General features: G+C 58.6%; 26 protein-coding genes and 3 pseudogenes. 22 read left to right on the top strand and 7 right to left on the bottom strand.

Annotated elements, in window-relative coordinates; translation table 11 throughout:
• Nucleotides 1-9 precede the first annotated feature (9 nt).
• The 3 genes from repC to repA all read right to left on the bottom strand — a co-directional run bounded on the left by repC (nt 10) and on the right by repA (nt 3,635).
• The gene (gene repC / locus ABVQ20_RS29700; RefSeq protein WP_354463266.1) at nt 10-1,215 is read right to left on the bottom strand and encodes a plasmid replication protein RepC; all 1,206 of its coding nucleotides are present in this window, start codon (nt 1,213-1,215) and stop codon (nt 10-12) included.
• Between the two features lie 153 nt (nt 1,216-1,368).
• On the bottom strand, nt 1,369-2,355 hold the full coding sequence (repB, locus tag ABVQ20_RS29695) for a plasmid partitioning protein RepB (protein WP_354463265.1): 987 nt from the start codon (nt 2,353-2,355) through the stop codon (nt 1,369-1,371).
• Between the two features lie 71 nt (nt 2,356-2,426).
• Nucleotides 2,427-3,635, bottom strand: coding sequence for a plasmid partitioning protein RepA (gene repA, locus ABVQ20_RS29690; protein WP_354463264.1), 1,209 nt, complete (start codon nt 3,633-3,635; stop codon nt 2,427-2,429).
• Between the two features lie 256 nt (nt 3,636-3,891).
• Between repA and ABVQ20_RS29685 the strand changes: the two genes are divergently transcribed.
• The 3 genes and pseudogenes from ABVQ20_RS29685 (at nt 3,892) to ABVQ20_RS29675 (ending at nt 5,195) form a co-directional block, all read left to right on the top strand.
• Complete coding sequence (locus ABVQ20_RS29685) at nt 3,892-4,263, top strand: acyl-homoserine-lactone synthase (protein WP_354463459.1); 372 nt, start codon at nt 3,892-3,894, stop codon at nt 4,261-4,263.
• Nucleotides 4,264-4,357: 94 nt separating this feature from the next.
• Nucleotides 4,358-4,693: a P-loop NTPase family protein gene (locus tag ABVQ20_RS29680; RefSeq protein WP_354463263.1), complete on the top strand. Its 336-nt coding sequence runs from the start codon at nt 4,358-4,360 to the stop codon at nt 4,691-4,693.
• Nucleotides 4,690-5,195: pseudogene (locus ABVQ20_RS29675) on the top strand (ATPase, T2SS/T4P/T4SS family). The gene ABVQ20_RS29680 and the pseudogene ABVQ20_RS29675 overlap by 4 nt, the downstream one beginning before the upstream one ends.
• Nucleotides 5,196-5,394: 199 nt before the next feature.
• On the opposite strand, the gene ABVQ20_RS29670 reads toward ABVQ20_RS29675, so the two are convergent.
• The 3 genes and pseudogenes from ABVQ20_RS29670 to ABVQ20_RS29660 all read right to left on the bottom strand — a co-directional run bounded on the left by ABVQ20_RS29670 (nt 5,395) and on the right by ABVQ20_RS29660 (nt 7,151).
• Nucleotides 5,395-5,604: a hypothetical protein gene (locus tag ABVQ20_RS29670; RefSeq protein ID WP_354463262.1), complete on the bottom strand. Its 210-nt coding sequence runs from the start codon at nt 5,602-5,604 to the stop codon at nt 5,395-5,397.
• A 153-nt stretch (nt 5,605-5,757) separates the two neighbouring features.
• Nucleotides 5,758-5,962 (bottom strand): annotated as a pseudogene (locus ABVQ20_RS29665) (integrase); the annotation flags it as partial.
• 76 nt (nt 5,963-6,038) lie between these two features.
• Entirely contained in the window at nt 6,039-7,151 is a 1,113-nt protein-coding gene (locus ABVQ20_RS29660) for a tyrosine-type recombinase/integrase (protein WP_354463261.1), read from the bottom strand.
• A gap of 127 nt (nt 7,152-7,278) precedes the next feature.
• On the opposite strand from ABVQ20_RS29660, the gene ABVQ20_RS29655 reads away from it, so the two are divergent.
• The 16 genes and pseudogenes from ABVQ20_RS29655 to pmtA all read left to right on the top strand — a co-directional run bounded on the left by ABVQ20_RS29655 (nt 7,279) and on the right by pmtA (nt 22,018).
• Complete coding sequence (locus tag ABVQ20_RS29655; RefSeq protein WP_354463260.1) at nt 7,279-8,193, top strand: DUF1403 family protein; 915 nt, start codon at nt 7,279-7,281, stop codon at nt 8,191-8,193.
• 2 nt (nt 8,194-8,195) lie between these two features.
• Nucleotides 8,196-8,918, top strand: coding sequence for an SMC-Scp complex subunit ScpB (gene scpB, locus ABVQ20_RS29650; protein ID WP_354463259.1), 723 nt, complete (start codon nt 8,196-8,198; stop codon nt 8,916-8,918).
• A gap of 149 nt (nt 8,919-9,067) precedes the next feature.
• Nucleotides 9,068-9,364, top strand: coding sequence for a hypothetical protein (locus ABVQ20_RS29645; protein ID WP_354463258.1), 297 nt, complete (start codon nt 9,068-9,070; stop codon nt 9,362-9,364).
• On the top strand, nt 9,354-9,938 hold the full coding sequence (locus ABVQ20_RS29640) for a type II toxin-antitoxin system VapC family toxin (RefSeq protein WP_354463257.1): 585 nt from the start codon (nt 9,354-9,356) through the stop codon (nt 9,936-9,938). The genes ABVQ20_RS29645 and ABVQ20_RS29640 overlap by 11 nt, the downstream gene beginning before the upstream one ends.
• Nucleotides 9,939-10,745: 807 nt before the next feature.
• Complete coding sequence (locus tag ABVQ20_RS29635; protein WP_354463256.1) at nt 10,746-11,273, top strand: arsenate reductase (azurin) small subunit; 528 nt, start codon at nt 10,746-10,748, stop codon at nt 11,271-11,273.
• Between the two features lie 14 nt (nt 11,274-11,287).
• Nucleotides 11,288-12,198: pseudogene (locus ABVQ20_RS29630) on the top strand (arsenate reductase (azurin) large subunit); the annotation flags it as partial.
• Nucleotides 12,199-12,560: 362 nt separating this feature from the next.
• Nucleotides 12,561-12,938 (top strand): c-type cytochrome, encoded by a 378-nt coding sequence (locus tag ABVQ20_RS29625; RefSeq protein ID WP_354463255.1) that lies wholly within the window; start codon nt 12,561-12,563, stop codon nt 12,936-12,938.
• A 617-nt stretch (nt 12,939-13,555) separates the two neighbouring features.
• Nucleotides 13,556-14,068 (top strand): DMT family transporter, encoded by a 513-nt coding sequence (locus ABVQ20_RS29620; protein WP_354463254.1) that lies wholly within the window; start codon nt 13,556-13,558, stop codon nt 14,066-14,068.
• A gap of 261 nt (nt 14,069-14,329) precedes the next feature.
• Nucleotides 14,330-14,680, top strand: coding sequence for a helix-turn-helix domain-containing protein (locus ABVQ20_RS29615; protein ID WP_354463253.1), 351 nt, complete (start codon nt 14,330-14,332; stop codon nt 14,678-14,680).
• Nucleotides 14,681-14,682: 2 nt separating this feature from the next.
• Complete coding sequence (locus tag ABVQ20_RS29610) at nt 14,683-15,966, top strand: type II toxin-antitoxin system HipA family toxin (protein ID WP_354463252.1); 1,284 nt, start codon at nt 14,683-14,685, stop codon at nt 15,964-15,966.
• A 352-nt stretch (nt 15,967-16,318) separates the two neighbouring features.
• Nucleotides 16,319-16,696, top strand: coding sequence for a hypothetical protein (locus tag ABVQ20_RS29600; protein ID WP_354463251.1), 378 nt, complete (start codon nt 16,319-16,321; stop codon nt 16,694-16,696).
• Nucleotides 16,697-16,890: 194 nt separating this feature from the next.
• Complete coding sequence (locus tag ABVQ20_RS29595) at nt 16,891-17,580, top strand: transposase (RefSeq protein ID WP_354463250.1); 690 nt, start codon at nt 16,891-16,893, stop codon at nt 17,578-17,580.
• A 382-nt stretch (nt 17,581-17,962) separates the two neighbouring features.
• Nucleotides 17,963-18,427: a hypothetical protein gene (locus ABVQ20_RS29590; RefSeq protein ID WP_354463249.1), complete on the top strand. Its 465-nt coding sequence runs from the start codon at nt 17,963-17,965 to the stop codon at nt 18,425-18,427.
• A 191-nt stretch (nt 18,428-18,618) separates the two neighbouring features.
• Nucleotides 18,619-20,205: a putative bifunctional diguanylate cyclase/phosphodiesterase gene (locus ABVQ20_RS29585; RefSeq protein ID WP_435528455.1), complete on the top strand. Its 1,587-nt coding sequence runs from the start codon at nt 18,619-18,621 to the stop codon at nt 20,203-20,205.
• The gene (locus tag ABVQ20_RS40540; RefSeq protein WP_435528448.1) at nt 20,186-20,578 is read left to right on the top strand and encodes an EAL domain-containing protein; all 393 of its coding nucleotides are present in this window, start codon (nt 20,186-20,188) and stop codon (nt 20,576-20,578) included. Before ABVQ20_RS29585 ends, ABVQ20_RS40540 begins: the two co-directional genes overlap by 20 nt.
• Nucleotides 20,579-21,421: 843 nt before the next feature.
• Entirely contained in the window at nt 21,422-22,018 is a 597-nt protein-coding gene (gene pmtA, locus ABVQ20_RS29580) for a phospholipid N-methyltransferase PmtA (RefSeq protein WP_354463248.1), read from the top strand.
• A 1,090-nt stretch (nt 22,019-23,108) separates the two neighbouring features.
• Here the strand turns inward: pmtA and ABVQ20_RS29575 are convergent.
• On the bottom strand, nt 23,109-23,441 hold the full coding sequence (locus ABVQ20_RS29575; protein WP_354463247.1) for a hypothetical protein: 333 nt from the start codon (nt 23,439-23,441) through the stop codon (nt 23,109-23,111).
• On the opposite strand from ABVQ20_RS29575, the gene ABVQ20_RS29570 reads away from it, so the two are divergent.
• The 3 genes from ABVQ20_RS29570 to ABVQ20_RS29560 all read left to right on the top strand — a co-directional run bounded on the left by ABVQ20_RS29570 (nt 23,440) and on the right by ABVQ20_RS29560 (nt 25,626).
• The gene (locus tag ABVQ20_RS29570; protein ID WP_354463246.1) at nt 23,440-24,039 is read left to right on the top strand and encodes a cold-shock protein; all 600 of its coding nucleotides are present in this window, start codon (nt 23,440-23,442) and stop codon (nt 24,037-24,039) included. The two genes, ABVQ20_RS29575 and ABVQ20_RS29570, sit on opposite strands and share 2 nt — an antisense overlap.
• Before the next feature lie 385 nt (nt 24,040-24,424).
• Complete coding sequence (locus tag ABVQ20_RS29565; RefSeq protein ID WP_435528447.1) at nt 24,425-24,811, top strand: hypothetical protein; 387 nt, start codon at nt 24,425-24,427, stop codon at nt 24,809-24,811.
• 389 nt (nt 24,812-25,200) lie between these two features.
• Nucleotides 25,201-25,626: a DUF309 domain-containing protein gene (locus ABVQ20_RS29560; protein WP_354463244.1), complete on the top strand. Its 426-nt coding sequence runs from the start codon at nt 25,201-25,203 to the stop codon at nt 25,624-25,626.
• Nucleotides 25,627-25,657: the final 31 nt, after the last annotated feature.

Below are 25,657 nucleotides of genomic sequence, written 5' to 3'. Positions count from 1 at the left end.
CCCGCATGTTCAACCGGTCATCCTCGCTGTTGCCCCATTGGCCTTAAGAGCCGCCATGAGCATCGGTCCAACAGAGAACTCCCCTGCCCTCGCCTTTTCGGTCAGCACGCGCAGATAGCCACCTGCCGAGTTGATATGTTGCGCCCGCTGAAGGATGCAGGCGATGACGATCGCGGCGACCTCCTGGCCCATCACGTGGCAGGCCTCCTCATACGCTGAGGGCGAAACACCAAGGTACCCCCGCACCTGGGCGGCGGTGATCATCAAGTCGCGCCAGTTCCCGATCCCGTTGACGGCATAGTCCGCAATTTCGGGGCAGGCCTTCAGCACAAGTCCTATCGGGTAGCCTTTCGGCTTCTCGGTCGGAACGGATACTGGCTCGACCGCGGCCCTGCTTTTCTCGAAAGCTGGTTCAAATACAAAAGTGAAGTGTGTGTTTGAATCAGATTGCTGCCGCTCACTTTGGGACTCATTGGCGCTAGGATTCGTGGAATTTGTGAAGCTTTCCAGCATGCTGTCCACTTCATCATGCAGCAAGGCGAGTTCTGTAACGATCCCTTCCAGTTCGGAGAGTTCGGCCCGACGCGGAATTGCATCCACGATGGCCCGAAAACGTCTCCAGATGGCTCCCCAGTCCCCAGGAACGGCCTCTTCGATCGCCGCCTCGACAAGCTTATGGATGTCACGGCGATGGAGCGTGATCCGCTCTCGCATCAATTTGAGCGCCCGATTGTCGGCGCGAACCTGATCAGCCGCCTGCTGAAACTCCGCAGCTCGTATCAGCAGTGGCGCCAACGAGAACCCAAACGCTTCCACAAGAGCCCCCCCCTGCCCCTTGCGAGCGAACCTTTTGCCATTGGGGCTATCGCGGCGGATGATCAGGCCGCAATTGACCAGCTCAGCCAGGTTCCTTCGTAGTGTGGAATCGGCCATGCCGTGCGCACGCAACGACAGCTGTGCGTTCGACGGAAAGACCATCAGGCCGTTTTCCTCGCTGATCTGGTCATCCGGGTAGAAGGTCAACAGCCCACTCAGCACGGCCAGGGCGCGATCGCCCACACCGACAATCGACTTCCCCTCACAGAGCCAACGATAGACCTGCCATTTCTCAACGAGCGATCCTTCCGGTATCTCCCGCGCTGCCGTGTTCGCTTGCACTAGCGCAAGCGTCATCGGCCGCCGCCCGAAAGGCGTCGTCGCGTACCCACTCTCCATTTCCCTCACCTTTCAATCAGGCAAAAGAAATCTGCTCACCGAAACGGCGCCACGACTCTTGACAGTGATTCGGGGAAATGCGATTCTCAGCTTGCGACAGACGAGAAGGGCTTCCGCGACGGTGACGTTCGGGGGCCTTTTTCTTTTGCGGTTTCAGTCTCCCGTTGCTGTCTTCTCCGACTTCCTGAACGCCTCATAAAGGTCACCCAGATTATCGGAAATCCACGTTCCAAAGCGGCTGCCATCCCTCTCCTTCACGGCGATTGTGACGGCCTTGCCTGCCTTCTTGACGCTGACGCTAATTAATTTGTCCTCGGGAGCCCAGGATCGTGCCTCGGACGTCACATTTGCCTTGCGAACCACCTTCCCCTTCGCATTCAATGCCGCTAGCAACTTTTCGAAGCGTTCGTTGCTTTCCAACTCAGCGAATTCTGGTTCTGACAAGATCGCATCAACCATTTCGGATTTCTTGCCCGCGAGCAGGGACAGCTCCACCCAGCGCTCACGGCCGACAGACGCAGCTGATCCAATCCTGCCGATGACGGATGCAGGAATCCTCGTGACAACTGACACCATCTTCGAGACCGCAGCGGCGTTCGAGGCCAATGCCGACGAGATGACATCTCTGTCGTACCCTAAGTCCTCAAGACGCTTTGCAAACATCGCCTTCTCAATGAAACTGAGATTTGCCCGAGCGGAATTCTCCTGACCCTGAGCAATGACATGGGTCTTGTCGTCGATCTCTTTGACGACCGCCCTCACCTTCCGCCCGAGTTCGCGGGCGACTCGGACTCGGCGATGGCCGAAAACGATCATGTAGCGGCCGTCGGAGCCCGGATGCGGGCGGACAAGTATGGGAGAATCCTGCCCCCTTTCCCGAATCGCTTCCAGCAGTTCTTGATACTGTTCCTTGTCGTCGCCCATGCGGTCGGAAACGAACGAGCCGTCGACTGCGTTTGGGTCGAGTTCGACCACATGCTCGCCTTCAAGATACGCATCCGCTTGCTTTGCCAACTCGTTGACCGAGCGGATCATGGATTTCGAAGCGCCGCGGATTGGATATGCTGCAGTGGAGGTGGACGACACCTGGTCGCCGGTCTCCGCTTCTACGAGGCCTGCAAGAAGATTCTTACGTGCCATGTTTTACCTCCAGATAGCGCATAGTCCGTTGAATGCATTGGGGAAATGTCTATTTTTGTCAGCGGACAATGTCAGCGCCCCCATGCTTCATGAATCAAAGCTGCGATTTCGCCGTTTACGACGTCCAGGGCTTCCATTGCCCGCTCGTATGTGGAGCGGGTCATTGCATTCTTTTCGACTTCGTAGAGCGTTTGCTTGGTAATCCCGGCATCGGAAATCGCCGTTGATTTCAGCATCTGGTTCTTGAGAATGAATTCGCCGAACAGCGTATGCAGGAATGCCACCATCTGCGCTTGCGGCTGATCCGTGGGTTCAAATCGAGTAACAAGATAGCGATACCACTCCAGATTCACCTCGGCACCCGCCGCCCTGATCGGCTCCAGGATGTTCCCGAGCATGAGCAGAAACTGGCCCATGCTCATCACATCGAGCATCTGCGGATGGATCGTGATCAACACTGACGTCGCCGCGGTGAGTGCGGTGATCGTCAGGTAGCCGAGCTGCGGCGGACAATCGATAACTATGACATCGTAGCGATCGTCGACCTCCATCAATGCCTTCGCGATGCGCGTGAAGAACGCCCTGCCCACATTCGAAGACTTGTCCGTCATAGCCAGAGGCGTGTCGTATTCGAATTCCTGCAGCTCCAGATTCGCAGGGACGATATCCAGGCCTGGGAAATTCGTCGGCCTGATGATTTCCGAGAGAGCCACCTTCTGGTCGTCATAGCGAATCGCGTCATAAAGCGATTTCGTCTGGTCGAGTTCGGGCTGAAACCCATGCAACGAAGAAAGCGACGCCTGCGGATCGAGATCGACAGCTAGGACACGGTGCCCGGTAAGCGCTAGATATTGGGCGAGGTGGGCAGCGGTGGTGGTCTTACCGCTGCCCCCCTTGAAATTAACCACAGCCAAGATCTGAAGCTTCTCACTCGGTCGACGATGGGGAACATACATTCGGGCGTCGGACCGCCCGTGCTGGTCAAGATACTGGCGCAGCGCAAGCATCTGTTCAGCAGTGTACGACCGCCTGCCCGACGTCGAGGTCTCAGGTACCGGGCCCTTGCCTTCCAGATGCAGTTTTTTCAAATGGCTCTGGGAAACCCCCAGATACGTGGCGACCTCAGCCAGCGAGAACGAACGAAGATTCTTCTTGGCGTGCGGAGGGAAGCGCTGCATCGAGAGTAAGTGCAACTTCTTCGATATCTGGTCGCCCTGCTCAAGAATGCTTTTCTCGAACAGCAGCGGGATTTTCGTGGGAACGGGTGAACTCACGTTCATTCGATCGAGACTCTCTAAAAACGATTTTTAGCTTAAAGTCGCTATGCAAGCGTCATTATGTCCGATTCGCTCGATCCGACAAGAAGTTTAAAGTGAACAAAAGGTTAATGGTCGCAGCCTGAATTGCCGTGGCCTGATTCATGCAATTGAATATGCTACACAATTTGCCGATTTTGTCAGCGGACAAATCTCCTGAATGAGCCGCAACAGCTTCCCCCGGCCGCCGGGCCAACAATGCTGAGTCTGGACGTTTCCAATCCTGCTCAATGGCAAACCCTTGCCATGCCATTTAGGGATGATCGAAAGCTCCCGCTTTTATGTGGACACGGCACTCGGCTGCAAAAATGCGGCGAGAGGTATTCAGAAGGCGACGATGGCCTTGTTCGCCGGCGTCCTCGAATGGTCCCACGCCAATGGCTATTCGGAGGTCGCGACCGTTACCGACCTTCGCTTCGAAAGGATCCTTGGCAGGCCAGGGCTGCCGTTCAGCCGGCTTGGCACGCCGCATCCGATGGAAACCACCACAGCGATCGTCGGTATCATTCCCGCCACAATGGGGAACGTCATTCGCGTTCGGCCCAAGGGCTACGAACCATTCTTCGTGGACCGCGCCCCGCTCGCAGCGTGAGGATCGGCCATCACACATCGCATCCAGAAAACATCGCCTTATGATGCCCACGTCGCAATCACACCATCGCCTCGTCCGAAAGCTTCGTGAGGCCATGGGCAGCACGATCTGCAACACAGTCGATGATGCGCTCGTCGTCGAGATCATGCTCAATCCAGACGGTCCGCTCTTTATCGAGCAGATCGGCGAGCCGATCACACAGGCCGGAAAGTTGGCATCACAGGCGGCTGAGACCATCATTGGCACGGTCGCTCATGCACTGGGAACGGAAGTGAACCTCAACCGGCCGATCATCTCGGGCGAACTACCAATCGGCGGCCATCGTTTCGAGGGGCTGCTGTCGCCGGTGGTCGCAGCACCGGTGTTTACGATCCGCAAGCGCGCCACCCAACTTTTCCAGCTCGACAGCTACGTGCGGACAAGATCATGACCGAATACCAAGCGTCGGTGATCCGCAATGCCGTCGCGAACCGCATGAACATCATCGTGTCAGGCGGCAAGGCGACGGGCAAAGCCACGCTGACCAACGCCGTGATCGGCGAGATCGTCAGCCTGACGCCGGAACACAGACTCGTCATCCTCGAGGACACCGCAGAGATCCAATGTGCGGCTGAAAACGCGGTCGCCGTTTATACGACCGACGCGGTGGATATGAGCCCGACTGGTCAAATCCACCATACGTTTGAGGCCAGACCGGATTATTTGGCGAGGTTCACGATGGGGCAACACTCGCACCTGTCAAGGCTTGGAACACGGGCCATCCCGGCGGCATTGCCACGATCCACGCAAACAGCTGTCCTTCAGCGTTGACGCGCTTCGAGCAACTGACGGCTGACGTCAGCTCAACCCGATGCCAGACATCATGGGCGAGGCGGTCAACATGGTCATCTCGATCGAACGCACGCCGAAGGGCCGCCGCGTTCGCGAGCTGATCGACGTTGAAAGAATGGCCAATGCCGCAACGAATCCTGTGGCAGCGAAAAGCGGCAACGCGCGCTGGCACGATCGCATTGGCGGCCGTGGCGGCTTCTCCGCAGCCAGCGCAGGGCGAAATGATGATGATGCATGGATCTGTGAGCCGCGCCAACCGGCCGTTTGCGTGGGCAGCCAGTCGCTCCGGGCAGGGCGGGCTCATTCGTCGCCTGCGAGGCCATCGAACGCCTCGAGCAGCGCGTCGACGATCGCTTGGCCGAGCGCCTGTGCTGTCTCGCCGATCTGCGCTTCGTTTGCGTTGCGGGCGGCGGTGGCGAGTTCCGAAGCCTGATCGGTCAGGATCGCATTGGCCCGCTCTATCGCCCATTGCGCGAAATCGTCCCGGCTGTCGATGATCCTGGTTTCCATCAATGCGAGCTCCCGCGTTTAGCATTTGTTTAGCCTATTTGGGCTAAGATCGAGGTGCGCGGTGAGTACTGCGTTCGCGCCACAACACTCCTCGAACCTTGCAGCGTCTGGCATCACGGGCAAGCCTCCGCCTCAGTGGAGGCCACCTCGGCGGGGCATGCCGTGTGCCCACATCCTTCTCGCGTTTGACGGGATCCCACAGGTGATGCGCGACGAACATTATTAAAAGCGGCTCCGGCGCTGGCCAGGGGAGAGAACAGCCCACCGCGGCCTTGCAGCAGGCCACGAGGTAGGCGAGGTCGGAGGCAAGCGCGCGCACTGTGTTGTCGCCGATACCTTCCTTCGCCAAGTGACGCAGCGCCTCGAAGCGCTAGGTTGAAATTTCGAACCACGGTTCCACCTTACGGCTTCAAACGGGGAAGGGGAGGGGCTTTTCAGAGCCCTGTCGCCTTGGTCAGGTTGGTCCGGAATCTGTCGCGTCTCCGTTGATATTTGCGGGTCATCTCGGTCAAGGCATGGCCGAACTGCTTCTGCACGTACCGCTCCTCGATGTCGGCCGACGAGGCAAGCCCGGCGCGCAGCGAGTGTCCGGCGAACAGCAGCGCGCGCTCCCCTTCGGGAAGATCGGCGCGGACGCCGGCGGCGAGCGCAGTCTGCTTGACCAGGCGAACCACATGCTTGTCGGAGAGCCGCTCGACATCGACGGTCTTGTTGTCACGAAAAATGCGGCGGAAGAGGGGGCCTCTGGCGATGCGGCCCAGCCGGATCCAGGTCTCCAGCGCGACGACGGGGCAGGAGAGGTCGCTGGAGCCACGGCCGACCTCAACCTCGCGCCAGCCGGTTTTTCCCCTGAGCGTGACGAGCACGCCCTTGTCCGGAAAGATTTCGATCCAGCCGGTGCCGTCGCTGTGGTCGTCGCGCACGACGTCTAGACCGACGATCTCGGAGCGGCGCAGGCCACCGGCGAAGCCGAGCAGCAGGATGGCGCGGTCCCGGAGGCCGCGCAGGTCATGGCCGAGCGTCGCAATCATGGCGATGAGATCGTCGCCGAGCACGGCTTCCTTCTGCCGGGGCGGCTTTGCGTGTTTTCTGCGAATGCCGGCGAGGACCGTGGCGATGTGGCGGTCGGAGCGATCCATTGGCACGCCGCGCTGGGTAAAGTTCCAGGCAAGGCCGGACAGCCGCCGCTCGATCGTCGCGACGGAGAGCGATGACAGGCCGCGTTTCGGATCACCGGCGGCGGTGCCTGAGGCACAGGCGCTGATATAGAGGCCGATGACCTTGCTCGAAGGCGGCAGCGAATCGAACCCTTCCCGGCGGCACCAGGAGGCAAAATGCCGCCAGTCCTTCGCGTAGGCATTTTGAGTGTTATCGGAACTGGCGGCCTTGGCGTAGGCCGTCGCGGTCTCGGCGAGGGCTTCCAGGCGAGCCGGGGGCGGCGCGGCGCCCATGTCCTTCACCAGGTCGACGATATCCGGCATCTCGCCATCGAGGTGGTCGACGGGCGGGAGGTCGGTTTTGGGGGGGTTCGATGGGGGATCTTCCATGATTTGGCAGGCTAGCGGCATATGTCCGATAAGGCAAGATTACCGGACATGATTGGCCTGCGACGGGCGGTGCGTTTTAATGCGTTGCAGATGGTATAAAGCGCACGCCTCATTTATCCTTGTCGCCATGATTCGCGCCGACCCGTTGCCCTCTGCCTCGCCCCTTCTGCCCCGCGTGCCGGCCTGGGCGCTGCCGGACGGGCCGGTCGAACACCAACCCGACGCCGCGTTCTATGCCGGCGCGGCGTTGACTTCGCTCGATCAGCTGGTGCGTAGTGATCCCCCCTGGGCCGGCGCCTGGCGCCAGCGGCTGGCGCTCAAATCCGCGGTTGCCGCAGTGCGCCTGGCCGGCCGGGGCGAGGACGAGGCGGCCCTGCGCGATGTCTGGCACTTGCGCCAGCCCGGCGCCGATCCCGGGCCTGCCGGCACAATTTTGGACGCGTGGCGACGACTCGCTTCGCAGCCACCGGTGATCGATGGCGAGAGGCTGGTCAAAGTGGTGGAACTGCTCGGCCTGCGTTGGGATGACGCCTTCGCCGATCTGCCCGGGATGATCGGCGACGTGCTCGGCGAGCGCCGGCCGGCGCCGTTCGCCGCGGCGGCAATCGCCAGCCACGTTATTGCGCTGTCGCCGGGATCGGAGGTGCTGGCCTGGTGGCTCGCCGACATGGTGGTGGCGCAAAATCTGCGCTGGCCACGGCCGGTGCCGCTGCTGATGGCGCAGGCTTTTGCGCCGGCATTGCGGTCCCAAGGGACGCGCGCGGTGTGCCTGGCGGTGGCGCAAGGCGCCGCTGAGTCCTGCCGGTTGGGGACTGAACTCGGCAGGCGCGCAGATCGATTGATGGCGGTAGCGCCAAAGCTGCGCGCCAAGGGCGCCGGCGAGGTGATTTTCTTGCTCCTCAATGAAGACGCGGTCTCTGGCTCGCTCGTGACAAAAAACCTGTCGCGCTTTGGGGCACGCCGCCTGTTCGAGCGGCTGCAAAAGTTCGAGGCGGTGCGGGAGCTCTCCGGCCGCCCGACCTTCCGGCTTTTCGGGCTGTAGTGATGGCAGAACCGTCCGCCCGCCGAAAGCAAAGCGACCAGCTAGCGCTACTCGACACCGAGCTGGAAAATCTGCCGCCAGAACTGCGCTGGCGCGAATGGATGGGACGCGTCGAGGCGGTGATCTTTGCCGCCAGCGAACCGGTGACACGTAGTGTCCTCGCGCGGGTGGTTGGGGCCAGTTGCAACATCGACCTCCTCATCGACGACATTCGCGACGAGCTGCGCGGACGTCCCTACGAACTGGTCGCCGTAGCCGGCGGCTGGCAGCACCGGACCAAAAAGGCCTTTGCCGATGTCGTTCGCACTGCACTCGGGGGTGCACAGCAAGGCAGCCAGGGCCAAAAAGACCTGTCGCAGGCGGAGGCTCTCGTGCTGATGTGCATCGCCTATTTCCAGCCGATCACGCGCGGCGAGCTTTCGAGCTTCTTCGGCAAGGAGGTGTCTCGCGATCTGATCGGTACGCTTCGCTCGCAGGATTTTATCGCGTCAGGGCCGCGTTCGCCGCAGCCCGGCGCCCCCTATACCTATGTCACCACGAAGACGTTTTTGTCCCAGTTTGGCTTCGACACTCTCCGTGACCTGCCCGATTTCGAAGCGCTTGAGGATGCCGGGCTGCTGTCAAAGGCAAAGCTGCTGGCGGGCGATATTCCAGCAGGGTTATCGGGCGCGAGTGATGGTGACGACGAAGAGCCGATGGACGTCAGCTTGGATGACGAGCGGTAAGCAGCTGACGTTCGCCTTCATCACAACCGTCCAATTCATTCGTCGTCGTACCGACAGAATTTTCGGCGCTGGAGGATCAGGGTTGAGCTGGCGACACCTTGCTTTTGTGTTGAACGATATCTATGTTACGTTCAACACAGGAGGCCAGTATGGTTGCCCAGATCCGTTCTGCTAAAGACAATGAGGAGCAGATTGCGCTAACCCGCAACAAGCTTGTGCTTGAGCAGGCCCGTGCCGTTGGGCTTCTCGGGGCAGCGAAGAATACACGTTTATCGGGCCGTGTGCCGTCGGAGTTGATCGACGCTGCCAAAAAGCGAGCTCACGTCACGTCCGACACTGAACTGCTGGAACTGGCGTTGTCGCGGCTGGCACTAGAGGACGACTTTGGCGCCCGCCTTGTTGGCCGGAAAGGCAGCATTCCGGCGGATGTCGATCTTGGGGTTTGATCTTCGCGAAGCACTGCGATTACTAAAGCCCCAGAAGCGGTGGGAAACGCTTGAACGCCGAGCCGATGAAGATTTACCCTGGGCAGACGACGAGCCCACGATCGGTGGGCCATTGTTTCTGGACACGAGCGTCTATTTGGATGTCCTGCAGGGACGATCGCCGGCAGCAGTGGACCCCCTGCTGAGGTATCGGCTCTGTCACCACTCGGCTGTTTGTCTTTCCGAGCTGACCCACGCGTTTGGCCGCCTTGATCCGAACCATGCGTCGACAAAATCGGTCCTGGAAATTATCCAGCACACGGTGGAAGACGTACCGGGGCACAGACTTCACGTGCCTGACGCGATGGCTTGGGGGCAAGCCGGCATCATTGCTGGCTTGCTTTTGCGGCTGAGCAAGATGCCGAAAGGCGAGGGCCACGAGCGACGCTTTATCAATGATGCTTTGATCTTCCTGCAGGCAAGGCAATTGGGTGCGAGCGTCCTGACCGGAAACATCCGGGATTTCGATTATCTCTCTCAGATCATTCCGACTGGACGCATCATTTTGTATCGACTTCCGGCAAGACCACTGTGATGGAGTGCCAAGAAGATCGGCCGCGGTTTGCGGCACGCAATATGGTCTGGGGAGGCATTTGTATAGGCGGGGAAAGCCCGACATCGAGGCGCCCATGCAACCCGTCTAAACAACTGCTCGTGCACCGTTGATGGTCCTTCAAAGCGCTGATCTTGCGATATTGCCCTATCCAGCCCGAAGCGAGTTCGTTTACGGTGAGTGGCCCCACGATGCATTCGAAACCGGCGAGGTGCTCGAGCCGGTTCCCGATCCCGAGTTCACCTTGCTCTTGGCACAAGCCCGGAACGAGGCAAGCCCTGATGCCCCAGCCGACAGAATTACCGCCGGTCATCCCTCGACGCCTCACGACACGAAAGTGATGAATCTGTTCGACATATGAGAACGCATCGGCTCCGGCGGTGGCAGAAGCGCTTTTGGATGTGCCGGATTCCGACCGAAGCCGGCGGGATATTCCGACGCGAAGCCGGCCACCTGTACCGATTAATTCCCGGCCGGGCTTTTGGCTGGCTGCGCTAAGCGGCGATGACGTACCAAATTGACGGCCGTTTCGGTGGTTCTGAACACGGAATGACAATACGCTTTTCTGCCTCGGTAGTTGCTGGATGTCCGGCATGCCCCGGGAATGCGCGGATCCTTAGACCGTTCGACTTCCTGAACCTTCGGCAGCGCAGCATGTCCGGATTTCCGGACATGGCGGATCCTTGGGCTGTGGCTTTCCTTCACTTTATCTAATGTAACCGACGGTTTTCCGGTTGGCACAGGCGTTGCGAAGCCCTTGGCAACGAGCTTCGCCAATGGGAGGAACGTATGGATCGTTGCAACAAGCTGGTCGACGTCGGCCGCCGCCAATTTTTAAGGGGAGGAGCAGTTGCCGCAGCAGGAATGGCCACATCGGTGGCCTTGCCGGCGCAAGCTCAAACCAAGGCTGCTCCCGGTCTGGCTCTGGTAGAATACCCTTCGAATAAGCTGGCCAACGTTGCCGACCTCAAGGCAAACGAATCTCTCGATGTCAGCTATCCTGATGAAAACGCGCCCGGGGTGTTGCTGAAGCTTGGAACCAAAGTGGAAGGCGGCGCGGGTCCGGATGGCGACATCGTCGGGTTCTCGACCACGTGCCCACATAAGGGATTCCCGCTCAACTACAACGCCGATGACCACTCCTTCAACTGTCCCGGCCACTACTCGCGCTTCGACGCGGAGGCCGGAGGGCAGGAGATCTGGTGGCAGTCGACGGCCGACCTTCCCCAATACGCGCTGCGGATCGACACCAAGGGCGACATCTACGCCGAGGGTCTCGACGAGCTTCTTTATGGCCGCCTGAGCAACGTACTCTAAGGGAGGATCGTATCATGGCTTACAAACGTCACATCGACCGCCCGGCCGATCAGCCCGGCCGACGCGAAGAAACACAACGTCACCTGCGATTACTGCATCGTCGCATGCGGCTATCACGCCTACACTTGGCCGACCAACAAGCAGGGCGGCACCGCCGCCACTTCCAACGCTTTCGGGGTCGACCTTTCCCAGCAGCAGGCCGCGGAAACGGACGCCTGGTATGCGCCCTCCATGTACAAAATCGTCAAGCAGACGGCCAGGACGTGCACATCGTCATCAAGCCCAACCACGATTGCGTGGTGAATTCCGGGCTCGGGTCAGTCCGGGGCGCCCGCATGGGCGAACTGCGGTTTTCGACGGCGCGCGGCTCGCAGCAGCAGCCTCTCACCAGTCCCATGGTCTGGCGGTATGGCCAGATGCAGCCCACCTCGCGGGACGATGCCCTCGATCTGGTTGCCCGCGTGACTGCAGCGGTGGTCAAGGACCGGGGAGAGGACGGCTTGTTCGTCTCCGTCTTCGACCATGGCGGTTCGGCAGGCGGATATGAAAACACCTGGGGCACGGGCAAGCTCTATTTCGGCGCCATGAAGGTGAAGAATAGCCGGATTCACAACCGGCCAGCCTATGACTCCGAAGTCCATGCCACGCGCGACATGGGCGTCGGTGAGCTCAACAACTGCTACGAGGACGCCGAACTGGCCGACAACCATCGTCTTGGTCGGCAACAACCCGCTCGAAACCCAGACCAACTATTTCCTCAATCATTGGATCCCGAACCCTGCGCGGGACTTCGATGGACAAAGAGAAGGCGCAGCTGCCGGGCGAGCCCCACGCCAACGGCCGCATCATCTTCGTCGACCCGCGCCTCACGGTTTCGGTCAACGCTGCCAAGGCCGAGGCTGGCAAGGACAACGTCATGCACCTGGGCGAGCTGGGCTTGAAGAACGGCGATCTCGTCGAAGTCTACAACGAGAGCGACTCGACGCAGGCAATGGTCCATCCCACTCCGACCGCCAGGAAGGGCGAGACTCGTCATGCTGTTCGGATTCCCGACGGGGGTGGTGGGCACCGTCATCAACGCTGGAACGAACGAGCTGATCCTGCCCAACTACAAGCAGACGTGGGCGAACATCTGCAAGATCTCGGATGCAACGGAAGGCGTGAAGCACCTTTCCTTCAAGTCGACGGAATATCAGGCGGGCTGAGCCCGACGTATTCTGCCGCGATCTGATCCGGTCGCGGCAGCTGCCTTGTCTTCAATCGTATGGAAAAACGGAGAGTTCCCGCATGAAATACCTGTTCGTCGGCGCCACAATGGTCTTAGCGTTACTGCCTCCGGTCGCCCGGGCCCAGGATATCGAGGCCGGAAAGGCAGTCTTCAAAAAGTGTGCCGCCTGCCACAACGCTGATACCGACACGAACAAAGTCGGGCCAACCCTGAAAGGCGTTGTAGGCCGGACAGCGGGAACCGTCCCTGGCTATTCGTATTCGAAAGCCATGAAGGATGCCGGTGCTGCGGGACTCGTCTGGGATGAGCCGAACCTGACGGAATATCTGGCCAATCCCAAGGCGAAAGTGCCGACGAATAAAATGGGGTTCCCTGGCCTCAAGAATCCCGACGATATCAAAAACGTCATCGTCTATCTCAAGAGTGTGTCAGGTTAGAAAACCTTAGGCCGTTGCGTTTCGAGACCAACGCAAGGGCGGAGCGATCGTGTTTCACGCCGCGAGGTGTGTTTTGAAGGCCGACTGCTCTGCCGGGGCAAGGTGGCGAAGCTCTCCCGTTCGAGACGGTGGTGGCGAAAGTGGTCGCGCTCGCCAAACCTGTTCGATACAGGGAAACGGTCTCGCTTATGGATGGCAACTGAACCGCGCCACAGATTTGGCGACCGGGCGAGGGGGCAATGAGACCCCGCGACGTTGCAATGGCGACCCTGCCTCCCGCGCTGTGGGCGATCACCTACACGATCGCCAAGCCTGCCATGCTAACCTTCCCTCCCATTTCCTGATTGCGATCGTCTATGCGGTCACGGCACTCGTGCTGTTCCGGCCATCGAGCAGGCAGCGCTATGGGCACTGGTCGCCGCGGCAACGCTCGGCGGAAGCCTGCAAAGCGCGCTCATATTCTCCGGCATTGCCCTCGTGCCCGCGACGATGGCGGTCCTTACATTCCAGTCCAGTGCAGATCCCTTTCGCTGTCCTGGCAGCCTGGGCGATCGGCCAGGAGCGCATGAACGGCCGCCGACTAGGCGGAATCGCGCTCTCGCTCGCAGGCGTGGCGCTTGTCGTCGGCTTGCTGCAAACGGTCGGCGAATTCAGGGGACTGCCCTCATCGTTCTGGGCATGCTCTGCTGGGGAATCTCGCAAGGGATAATACGGGCGACGTCGAAGGATTCTGGCGGCCAGCTCATGGGAACGATGTCCGCCATGGCGGCCCCTCAGGTGCTGGCGATGTCGTTCGTTCTCGAAACCGGGCAGCGCCAGGCCCTGTTCAGCGCAGGCCTCTTCGACACTGGGCGGCCATCGCCGTGCTGGCTCTCGGCGGCTTCGTGGCGGCCTACACCATCTGGTATGGCCTGCTTCGCCGATATCGCATCGACCAGGTCGCGCCGTTCGCGTTGCTGATGCCGATCATCGGCGTGCTCATAGCCTTCCTGTTCTTGAACGAACGCCCTTCGCCCTCGGTGCCGGCCGGAGGGGCCGTGATCCTGATCGGCCTCGGCTTGGTCGTCCGCGCGCCGACTGCGGGCCGCTTAGAGCGGGCGGGCAGGTACTTAGGCATTATTCGAAATTAGCTATGGGCAGGCGCGTCGTTTGACTCGAGCCGGATGTCGAAGGATTCATATTCCAAAGCGGGGGCAGTTTTCGCCGTCCGTGTTCGATCCATAAGGCCGCCCATTCCAACGTTTTGCGGCTCGCTGCGCAGGCATTTCGGCCAAATCATTCAGAAAATATGCCTATCGAGACATGTTTTGTGAAATTTATGCCTTAATAGGTATATTATGTTGTCGAGGCGACTCGCCTGTAATGGGTTTGCAGCAGAAGGGACGTCGACCATGATTTTCAGATTTCTGACCGCCATCCGGGATTTGCGACGCAGCCGGAACATGACGCAAGTGGAACTGGCCAATCTCGTCGGTACCACCCAGGCGTATGTTTCAAAGGTGGAAAGCGGAAGGATCAACCCAGAAAGCGCGACGCTTCACGCGATCGCTGCCGCCCTGGACTCCGAGATCGTATTCGTTCCGCGCAAGGCTCTCGTCCAGGTAAGAAACATTGTGTCTTCCTGTTTGGATAGTGAGCGCAATCCGACTGTCGCGCGCCAGGCCGACAGCGTGATCGACGAACTGTTTATCCCCGATGCTGCTGATGATGATGATGACCAACGAAAAAGGCCGGGACTCTGATTATGGCCAAGAAAATTGAGCTGCTTGGGGTCTATCTTGAAGCTGGAGGTTCGTTGACCCGAGTGGGGTCGTTGGTCCGGGACACCGGATCGATGGTCCACCTCGACATTGATCAATCCTACATCGAACTCGGCCAGGATCGCCCTATCCTCAGTTCTGCCTTGCTGCGCATCGGCGACGAGGCGAAAACAGTGCAGCGACTACGATCGGGACAAATGCTTTCAGGCCTGCCCCCGTGGTTCCTGAACTTGCTTCCGGAAGGTGCGTTGCGCGAATTGGTGAACAGGGGACTGCCGACCGGCAAGACGTCGAATTTCGACGTGCTCAATTGGCTTGGCGAGGATCTGCCAGGTGCGGTTGTCGTAAGGGCGGAGGAAGCGCTCGATCCGAATCTCCAAAGGGTGCGGGAAATCCGCGGGGATCAGACCCCGATCAGGTTCTCGCTGGCCGGAGTGCAGTTGAAGATGTCGATGCTGAAGCAGGGCGACAGACTGACTTTCCCCGCGACGGGCCGGAACGGCGACATTATAGCGAAGCTTCCAAGCGAAAAATTCCCGTATTTGCCGGAGGTCGAATACACTTCGATGAAACTCGCCGAAGCCGTAGGTGTAACCGTGCCGTTTTTCGAACTGCTGCCGACAGAGTCGGTCCACGGCATCAAGGAAGAGTTCCTCCAAGCGGGTTCTCAGGTGCTTGCGGTAAAGCGTTTCGACCGCACAGACGACGGCATGCGCGTGCATATGGAGGATTTTTCCCAGGTGATGGGCGTCAGCGGTGACCAGAAATATTTCGCCGCCAACGAAGAAACCGTGTTGAACATCGCCACTCGATTGGGCGGAGGCGGTACCAAGCCGTTCCTGCAAGCTGCTAAGCGCGTCGCGGTCAACTTGCTTCTGGGCAACAACGACTCCCATCTGAAAAACTGGTCGCTCTGGTATCCGGTGCCGACCCGCGGCGAATTGAGCCCTGCCTATGACATCGTGGCTGCCTACGTCTACGACCATTCGAACGAAATGGCCCTGAAATTCCGCAACAGCAGAAATTCAGAAATCATTGGCCTGAGCACCTTCGAGCGAGCTGCCGAGCTCTGTGGAATTCCCACGGAACGAGCAAGGAAAGAAATAGTCGCGACGGTCGAGCAAGCGGCGGACGAATGGCCGATATCGATCCGCGATCTGCCGATGCCCGAAGGCTACAGGGACAAATTACTGGAGCGCACCGCTAAACTCGCCTTGACCAATGAGGTCGGAGTGACATTCATGACTAAAACAAAACATTCCTGTTAAGGCATGTTACGTGAAATATATCCCTGAAAAGGCATCATTTTGCCTGAATGAGGCACGATGGAATCCCATATTTCCGCATTTTTCGAAATTATGTTTGACGGTTCGTACGTGTCGCGTAGTTTATTTCCATGAAACTCGAAAAAGCAGCCTCTCAACTCGAAGCGCTCGGCAATCCGGCTTCAGCTCTACCGCATTCTGGTCCGTGCCGGGGATGACGGCCTTCCGGTCGGCAGCGTCCAGGAGAAGCTCGACATCACGTCGTCCGCATTCGCGTAGGCTTTGATCACTAGCGGCACTTTTTTCCCCCGATAACGGCGATTTTGTCGGGTCAGTAGCAGCCGCTAATTTACAGTTGTGTGACATTCACGCGAAAAAAGAATTCGTTCCTACTATTCGCGTCGTCAAAGGAATGCGACTTCAGTTTTATAACGATTTTCTATACTACGAGACACTTTCGGCAGAGCACCAGAAGAACAAAGCCGTCCTTTGCGAACGTCTGGCGGAGCAGGAGCAAACGCGTGCCTCGCTGCTGGCGCGATTGGAAACCCTTCGATCCTCGGTCGACGTCGCTGATGATGAAGCGGCAATGGCCGTACGACGTGAGCGCGACGAGGCTTGGAAAGGGCATCAAGGCAAGCTGCTCGCCAAGAAGGCGGACATTTTCGAGGTGGCGTTGGCTCGTGACCATGATGTTGCGGCAACTTCTGGTCCATGCGCGCGAACTCGCTGAAATCCGGACAACGCAGCGAGGCCTTCACATCCATCCCATCAGGAGTGTAGTCGATGGCGTTGCAACACAATCAGCGTCGCTTGCTCCCGGGTGGTGTCATCCGATAAAGCTCTGCGCCAGAGAGGAAGCGTCAGACCGTTCAATCCTCGCATTAGCAACTTTCAGTGCAATTCGCGTTCAACAAGGAAGCAATCATGAGGCGGCCGACCCGACCGTTCACTGTGGAGATCAAACAGAAGCGCAGCGCTCAAAGACGGGGTCACTCGATTTGGGGTGACATTGATTTGTCAGCAGCGATGGCCGAGACAACAAGAGAGCTCAAGGAGATGGAGCTGCCAAATCGGCATCTTGTTGACTCTAATGTCGTGGCCCTTGATGCTGCACACGTGCATCAACCCGGAGCGGAGACTCTCATGGCAGATCCTAAAGCAACTGAATCAGGAGAAACGGCAGCCGAGCCTGCAACCACAGTTGCGACGCCTGATGGGAAGAATCAAACCTCACGATCGCGAAAGGCAAAGGCTGAGCCGAGGCCGCGGGCTCGGAAGAATAGCGCCGATGCGGGACCGCCAGCGGGGGAAGCTCCAGCAGCGGCCGTGCCTTCTGGCCGGAAGGTCCACTCCGAAAAGGCGCGCGCCCAGAAGCTTAGTCAGATCGCGAAGTCGACGAGTGGCGGCGCCACTCTCAAGAGCGCCGTGAAGCAGGCCGGCATTTCGGAGCAGACCTACTATCACTGGAAGAAGGCTGGGGCGCTCCCGGCAGCTAGTGACGAACTAATGGATCTGGTCGCGCTCGAAAAAGAAAACAAGCGACTGAAGAGCCTGCTTGCGGGACGCCTGCGCGAGGAGAACGCCGAGCTGAAGAGGAAACTGGGGCTGCAATAGCGCTTCGGAAGTAACTGAATCTCAGTTCAGAACGGCGGCATATCGTCTTCGCCGCCGCATCGCCGATGAACCGCAGGAGAGAATGGCGCAAGCAGTCAGCCGGTGTTATCAGACATTACATCGAACGTGGCGCGATCCGTTGGTGAGAGGGCTGGAACCTTTGTACCGGCATTGCCGGTTCCGTCACGAATAGCCGAAGCAATTTTTGCCGCGACCAGTGGCCAAGTGCCTGTCGATGAGTCTCGGAAGCAGGTGGATTGGCTCCAGGCCGATATGGCTGGCGGGGCGACCCTGCTCATGCCGACGCCGTTCGATCCCAAGAGTGACCGCTTGACCCTCGTAACCGAAGCGATGACGTACACGTTGACGGCATTTCAGGACGATGGCGGTCTGGGATATCGCGTTCTGCCGTAATGCCGAGCCGCGTGGTGGCGCAATCGGTGTCGGCAATTTTTTTGAACACCCAATCCTTCAACCCATTGCACTTGCTGGCATCCGTCGGGCGCGAGAACTCCGTGCAGCAATGGGACCCGATGTTCTCGACTGTAGTGCCTTCGCTGATTCTAAGGACGGTGCAGAAATTGGGCGTACCGAGGTGATTCAGTCTGCGCTCGTACTGGTTCAAATCGTCGAGTCCGTGGTGAAGGCATTTGAGATCTATCCACTCGAGATCCTTGAATCGACCAGTGACCGCGGACGCAGTTATGTGACAATCCGTGGATTGCCGAACAATGACCCTGACCGGATTGCAAAGCGCATCAGCCTATGGGCCGGCTCATTGAGCCGGCTTAGCCTAACCGGCGTCGAAATAGAAAGCGCGATCGCTCGCCAAGTGCCACAATTGTGAAAACATGGGTCACGTTAGGTCGGCGATGTGCAAAGGGAGCATCGCGTTTTTCGCTACCTTCGAATTTCCGAAGCCCTCGGTTTCCCAACTGGGCTGTCCAATTTTGCGGTTGAAATTTACTTTTTCCGAAGTGTTCGATGCTAGGGGACCAACACGCAGCTACTACTCTAGCGTGGGGGAGTGAAAGAGTGATGCAGCGTCTGTATGCAGCAAGGTTTGGTGATCTTCTGGCGGGAGACCTGCGAGTTTTTGGCGGGCCGTCGACAGTCGAACCACTTGCCGGCCGAATCAGGGCGCAGCAGGTCAGTATCGTGCTTCGCAACACGCCTCTTGGCATGGTTGCAAACATACTCAATGCGGCCACTTTTATTATGGCGATTTGGGGCTCGCCCGACCAAACGAAAGCCATCCTCTGGGCGAGTATCATCATCGCCGCTGCTGGGTTCGTAGGCCTAAGAGCGAGATCATCGTTTCAGTCAGTCAAACCAAGGTCAGTGTCTCGCCGAACAACGCAAAACCTGGTGCGGAACGCCTTCTTGTTCGGCACTTTGTGGGGAGCACTTCCCGTTCTGTTCTTCAGTGGGGCAACAGGCGCAGCCCAGGTCGTCATTACCTGCCTGAGCGCGGGGATGATCGCAGGCGGTGCCGCTTCTTTCTCCACGATTCCTATTGCGGCCATCGCGTATACGCTACCGATCTTCGTCGGTTCGGCGGTTGCGATTGTGTGGATGGAAAGCCCCGTCAATCTGCCCGTCGCAATCCTGATAGTAAGCTACGCCATCACGCTGTTTCGTGCAGTGCTTGCTCACGCGGTCGAATTTAGCCAACGCTTCATTCTGCAAGCGGAAAGCGAAAATGCCATTCGCAGGGACGTTCTAACCAGTTTGCCTAATCGGTTCAGCTTCAATGAGCGGCTGGAGAACGCGTTGGTGGACGCAAAGCAGTTTGACCAGCACTTTGCGTTGCTTTTGTTCGATCTGACCAATTTTGACGAGGTGAATGATCGCTTTGGTCGAGCCATGGCGGATGCTCTTTTGGTCGAAGTGGCTGCGAGACTTCGGAAATCGACGCGGGAGAGCGATGGCATTGCGAGATTGGAGGGCGGCGAATTTGCAATAATCGCTACGCGCGATATCAGGCCAGATCAAATCAGGTCCTTGGCCAAACAGATCATAGATGCTCCGCGCGCCCCTTTCTTAATCGAAGGGCGTGAAATATATTGCAGGGCCTCTATCGGTATCGCTTTGGCGCCCTCTGACGGTTTGGATGCCAACCAACTCCTGCGGAGCGCCGACACCGCGCTATACAGGGCTAAGACGCTGGCGGCGAGCTCCATCCAGTTTTTCAGCCCAAGCGACGATGAAGCCGCTGCAAGGCGCCATGCCCTTGAACGCGATCTGGCATCTGCGCTCGCCAACGACCAGCTTTGGCTCGCATTTCAACCCTTTCTCGACCTCGGGAGCGATCGCATCCGAGGTTTTGAAGCGCTTCTGCGGTGGCAGCATCCGACCCTTGGTCCGATCCCTCCGTCGGAGTTTATACCCCTCGCTGAAGAAACGGGTTTGATTCACTCCATCGGACACTGGGTTGTCAAAACGGCTTGTTTGGCAGCGGCGCGCTGGCCGCGCGACTTGCGGGTCTCCGTCAACTTGTCGGTAGTGCAGCTTAAGAACAAGGCCTTGCTGGATGGAATTGTAGTGGCCTTAGCTGAAGCCGGTTTGGAGCCCCGAAGACCTGGAGGTCGAAATCACAGAAACTGTGCTGATTTCGAATTTTGAAGAAACGATTTCATTATTACAATCGTTAATTTCTCTATCCGTCACAGTTGCTCTTGACGATTTTGGCACTGGCTATTCATCCCTGACGTATCTTCGTAAATTGCCTCTTTCGCGCCTCAAGATCGACCGATCTTTTGTCCAGGATATGCTCATCGATGCGGACTGCGCCGCGATTGTACGATCATTGGTTGAACTGGCGCATGAGCTTCGAATTGAGGTAACAGCCGAAGGCGTAGAAACTCTCGACCAGCTCGACTATCTGCGCCGCGTCAGATGCGATGAAGCTCAAGGCTATTTAATTGGGAAGCCTGTCCGGATCGGCGACATTCCTGGCATTGCTGCGAAGCAGTTTGGTCAGGAGCTAGGTGTTTGAATAGCAGAACCGGCACTTTGGGAGCGATGGTCTGGTTGTCTCGCATCCCGACGGTGACGGCCGCTTTGCTCGGGTAAGCTGTAGGCCGCAAGTCCTAGTGCAAGCACTGGGAAGTAGTCATTTGACGAAGCATCAGATCGAGGTGATCACGTCGGTCGAGCAGCGCCGAAGCTGGTCTCGAGAGGGGAGGGGACGGCTGGTCGCAGCGACGTTGAGGCCGGGGCCAGTGTTTGGAGGTTGCGCGATCGACCGGCATTCTTATGAGCCAGCTTTTCGGGAGAGGGCGGAGCCGCTTCCTGGTGGCGGGTCAAGGCCGGAAGATGCATCAAGCGTTTCGTACGCAATGGTCGGAACGATGCAGGTTCTTTTGCCACCTGGTGAGCCCCTCTTGCAGCAGTATGTTTGGACTCGGCCTGCTGGCCTACCGGGGGGCATCGCTGCGGAAGCGAACGGATAAAGAAATTAGCAGCCCAATGCGCCCGGGCGATCACGCATACGGGACGTGCCGGGCTTTCTCGCACGAAAGCCTCCATCGAATGAGACGGGTCACCTGGGGCAGCCGCATACGGACTGCAAGGTCCAGCCCTCGTCAAAGCGAGTTGCCATTCGGGGGTTGGATGGGAGACATAGCGGGCCTTATGACGCGCTGGCAATCCTGCTGGTGCGATGATATTCCAGTGCGCTTTTCCCCGCCGGAGTCTAAGCCAACAGGCAGATCATCAGATGAAACTACGCTCTCAGGAGAGAGAAACCCGTCGTAGCCAGGCTTGAAAATGCCGCAAGGCTTGTACAAACGTGCGTCGTCAACATGACCCAGGCAAATAGCCGTAGCAGGGAGTGGATATGGTCTTTCGATTGAAGGAGCGCCTCGGCAGGAAGTTTGAAGAGGAAGTGCAATTCTTCAAGGGCTGGCAGAAGGATAAGAAACGTGTTGGCGCGCTCATGCCAACGTCTGTGCATGCCGCGCGCCGGATGGCAAGCGTGATTAATCCAGCATCGGGAATGCCGGTTCTTGAACTTGGCGCCGGAACAGGCGTCATCACCAAGGCTATCCTGGAAAGAGGCATCAAGCCGCATCAGCTGATTTCGGTCGAATATTCGAAAGATTTCTATCATCGCTTGACGCGAGGCTTTCCAGGCGTGGATTTTCGATTGGGCGATGCGTTCGCGCTGGGGGAAGTGCTTGCCGAGCGGAGCGGGGAGCAATTCGACTGTGTCATAAGTGCGGTGCCGATGTTGAGCTTTCCGATGGAACAGCGCATTGCCTTGCTCGAGGATTTGCTGGCCCGCATTCCTGTTGGGCGACCTGTGATTCAAATCACCTACGGGCCCTTGTCGCCGGTGATCAAAATGCCCGACCGCTACGTCGTGTCTCACTATGATTTCGTCGTCCGCAACATCCCGCCCGCACAGCTCTGGACTTATCGACGAGCAGTCTGACGGCGCCCGACGCGCGGAAGATCGCTCGGAAAATCATGCTGAAAGACAGGACGGCGGTCGTCATAGCTTCGCAAGCGCGCCTTTGTCACTGCCACCTGTTTTGAGGAGACCCAATGCCCTTTAGCGGGGAGGTGCTCCCTGCCGAAGAAATCGCGCTACTCGGGCGCGTATTTGATCAATGTTTCGGACGAAACCGAGGCGGATCGCGAGTAGCATGCATCCGAAATCATCTATCACTAGGGGGTCGGCGTCACGGATGAGGGAGAGCTCGACAAGCTCGCTCGCAAGACGGTGGTCGCCCGCACCACGCTTTCGGCATCGCTGCTAAATTCGGCACCCTCAGCCGATGTCAGCGCCGAGCCTCTCAAATCCACCAAGGCGCCTTGAGATGGTGTCGCACAGCTGGCTTTTCGGCCAACCGGCCGCGATCGCCCGCACTACGCTACATCGAGCCGACGTAGCGCCTCGAACAACGGTTGGCCGTCGCGCTGGAGATCCTCTTAGAGAGCGGCAAAGATCGCGGTTCTCGTCGCGCACGGTTCGGGCTGCCCCCGGCAGGTCCCTCATCGGCTGCGAGCTTCGCCCTGCGGGCAACAGACAGCGAAGCCTCCAGGGTCGCGAAAATCCCGCGACGGCGTCTCTATGCCGGAACCGGCCCGCCATTTTTGGGAGGTGATCCGTGCAGGTGACTGGCGGAAACAATGCGTCCCGTCCCTGACCATATCATAGCCCTCGCCCACTTTCAGCCTCCCGAGCCTCCCGACAGCCGGATCAATGATGACAATCCCCTGGAGAATATTCTTGCTTGAAGAGCCTGACGGTCTACGCCGTCTTGCCGTGTTTGGCATGGCATTCTGCCATTCCCTGCCGCGCGCGGCGAAGCGCCGTCACTCTACCGTGCGATGGCCTTGGGAAATACGATAGGAGGACCACAATTGTCAGGTTTTGGCTGAAGACTTTTCAGCGGATTCCGAAAAGAGGAAACGGGAGCTCTTCCGTTTTTTGCAAAGCGCTGGAACTCGCTTTCGTTGGAGAAGGGCCAGCCCAGCCGTTGCGAGTGATCGGCAAACCACTGCAAAATCATTCGCTGTCATGTGGCTGCATTCTTCGGAGGCTTCTCGAATACAAACAGCCGGCTTCGCGCACGGCGCAACGCGCCGGCAACCTCTCCGAATTTGATAAAGCCCTTCCAGTTCGGCCGCGCCGCCATCATCGCACTCGCACTCCAGCACAGCCTATGCGAGTCAATAAATCGACTCGCCGGCACTATTGTTTCAGGTGAAATGAATCTAGTTTCAAAGGGTTCGACCGATAGGCCGGGCACCGATGCGGCCATCACGGCCATTTGACATAAACGCGTCGCCCGATTGAGATTATCTTGACGGTAGCGTAGTTCGCCATCCATGCCAGTCGAGATGATCATGGGCAAATATCGAGACCATCGCGAGCCACGCGGGCATCGCCATGACGATGACCCCGTTTCCTTTTCGGAACGGACCTCCGAGCCAAGCTACTTTCAGCGCCCGGCGACCGTGACTGCGCACCCCGTCGACGCCGAGGTATTGTGGTTCACAGCCAGCAAGGGTTTTGGCTTCGTGAAACTGTCAGACGGCACGGAGGCCTATCTGCACGCCCGAGTGTTGGAGGCGGCCGGAAGCCGAGATGTTACCGCGGGGACGCTTCTGAAGATCACGGTCGAAAAAAGTCCAAAAGGTCATCAAGTCGCGCAGGTGCTGGAGATCGGCGATCAGATCGCGAAAACTCCGTCACATACGCGCGTCGCTGGCGGGACCATGGTCGAGACGGGAGCGCAGCTAGAGCGCCGTGGCAGGGTCAAGTGGTACAAACCCGAAAAGGGCTTCGGCTTCATTGCTCCTGACAACGGTGAGAAGGACATCTTCGTTCATGCCAGCACCCTGACCCGCTCAGGGCTCAGCGTGCTGGTGGAGGGACAAAAGGTTTTTGTCGAATGCGGGCAAGGCAAGAAAGGCTTGGAAGTCCGGAGCATTCGCCTCGCCTAGACGGCGCATTGCCCACGGCCCTTACGAAGATATTGCAATACACAATTTACGGGCTGGTCTCGACGGAACGCCCGCGAGCGGGTCGCAAAATCGCTCGAGGTTGTGTCGCGCTGTGTTTCCAGACGTCCACGGGCACCAATCTGCCCGTTGCCGATCAGAAAGACTGACCTTCCGCGATCGTGCGCATTGTCTCGACGGGATTGTCGTGCGCCCTGACCCATTTCGAGCGCGTCGAGTAGATCTTGCTCTCAGTCGCCGGCACAACGGTGCTTACGCGGAGGCGCGCCTGTTGTTGACTATAAAAAAGCCGTGTAGGCGGCTGGTGTGTGGATAATCAGCGTTGGCGTCTTGCCGATCGAGCCAGCCGGCGCGCACTCTCCCAGCCATGGTGGCGGAGCATGTTGAATTGGCCCTGTTCGAACAGTCACTCGGCAATATCGAGGGCCTCAATCGACCGTTCTATGATCGTGTGGCTGACGCCGCGGAAAAAACCGCAGGGTCGGTTCTGTTCGATGTTCGCGTCGACGGCGATACCTGGGTCCAGCGGATGGCTGCGATTGGCTACGGCGAAACCGGCACGGCGATAATCGTGATGGAGAAGAACGGACACCTTAGATGCGCATCGATAAACGGAGACACCGCACTTCTGGTGGCAGAATTGGCTGCCTGGAATGCGTCTCCGCTGCGTGAGCAAGCGAGGCTTGACCACTGCGGAACGGCCAGCATCCTGCTAGCGAAGCTTCGTCGCTCAGGTCACTTCGCCCGTCTCTAGCCGACCCGGCGCTGCTCTTACCTGGCGGCCAAATTCCTGCGCGGTTCCAATAGGGCGCGATGGAGGTATAATCGACCAAATTGCGACTTAATCTCCACGTGCGTGCCGCAAGTTTTCGTGCTCGCTGACCACGTCACCGCTTCGATCACTGGCAACTTAAGCGTCAGGAGGGGGCGCCGGGGAGATAGGTCCTGTGGAACGGGCGCGCGCAGCTATCCCATCAAATTCCATGCGACATGAATTGCCATCGACGTGGCTTTCATGATTGCTGGGTGTATGTCACGTTCTCGCTTGCTGCCCGAAAAGAATTTCCCCAGCTACGCATACCTGCCTGGCAAACATCCGCATCCTGTGCGCGACCCCTGGGTCACAGTTACCAAAGCGACCCGGTGGCCGTTGCCATTGACGAAGCACTCAGCTCAAACGAGTTTCGATGGGGTATCGACCTTTTCAACCACGGCTATTACTGGGAAGCTCACGAGGCTTGGGAGCCCATTTGGCACGCTGCGAAACAAAGCACTCAGCATCGCCTGCTCTTCAAGGGATTAATCCTGTTAGCGGCGGCCGGGGTGAAACTCCGCGAGGGAAAGCGGGTCGCTGCCGCGCGCCATGCGACAAGGGCTGCGACGCTTTTTCGCCAAGTGACGGATCTGCCGAACCGGGGCTTTGAGGCCGCACTCGGAATGAAAACTGCCGCGCTTGCAGTATATGCCGAAGCGGCCAAAACTTCCCCGGCTGTTTTGCGGGAGTCGATGCCTGGTCAGCCTGAGCCAGTTTTCGATTTCATTCTCGCACCAAAATCCGAGAGCGGCTGATAGGCAACCCCTACCGTACCCTTCAAGGCCT

It is taken from the genome of Mesorhizobium shangrilense (assembly GCF_040537815.1).
In the GTDB taxonomy this organism is placed as follows: Bacteria; Pseudomonadota; Alphaproteobacteria; order Rhizobiales; family Rhizobiaceae; genus Mesorhizobium; species Mesorhizobium shangrilense.
This window is presented reverse-complemented; position numbering and strand designations above follow the sequence as displayed.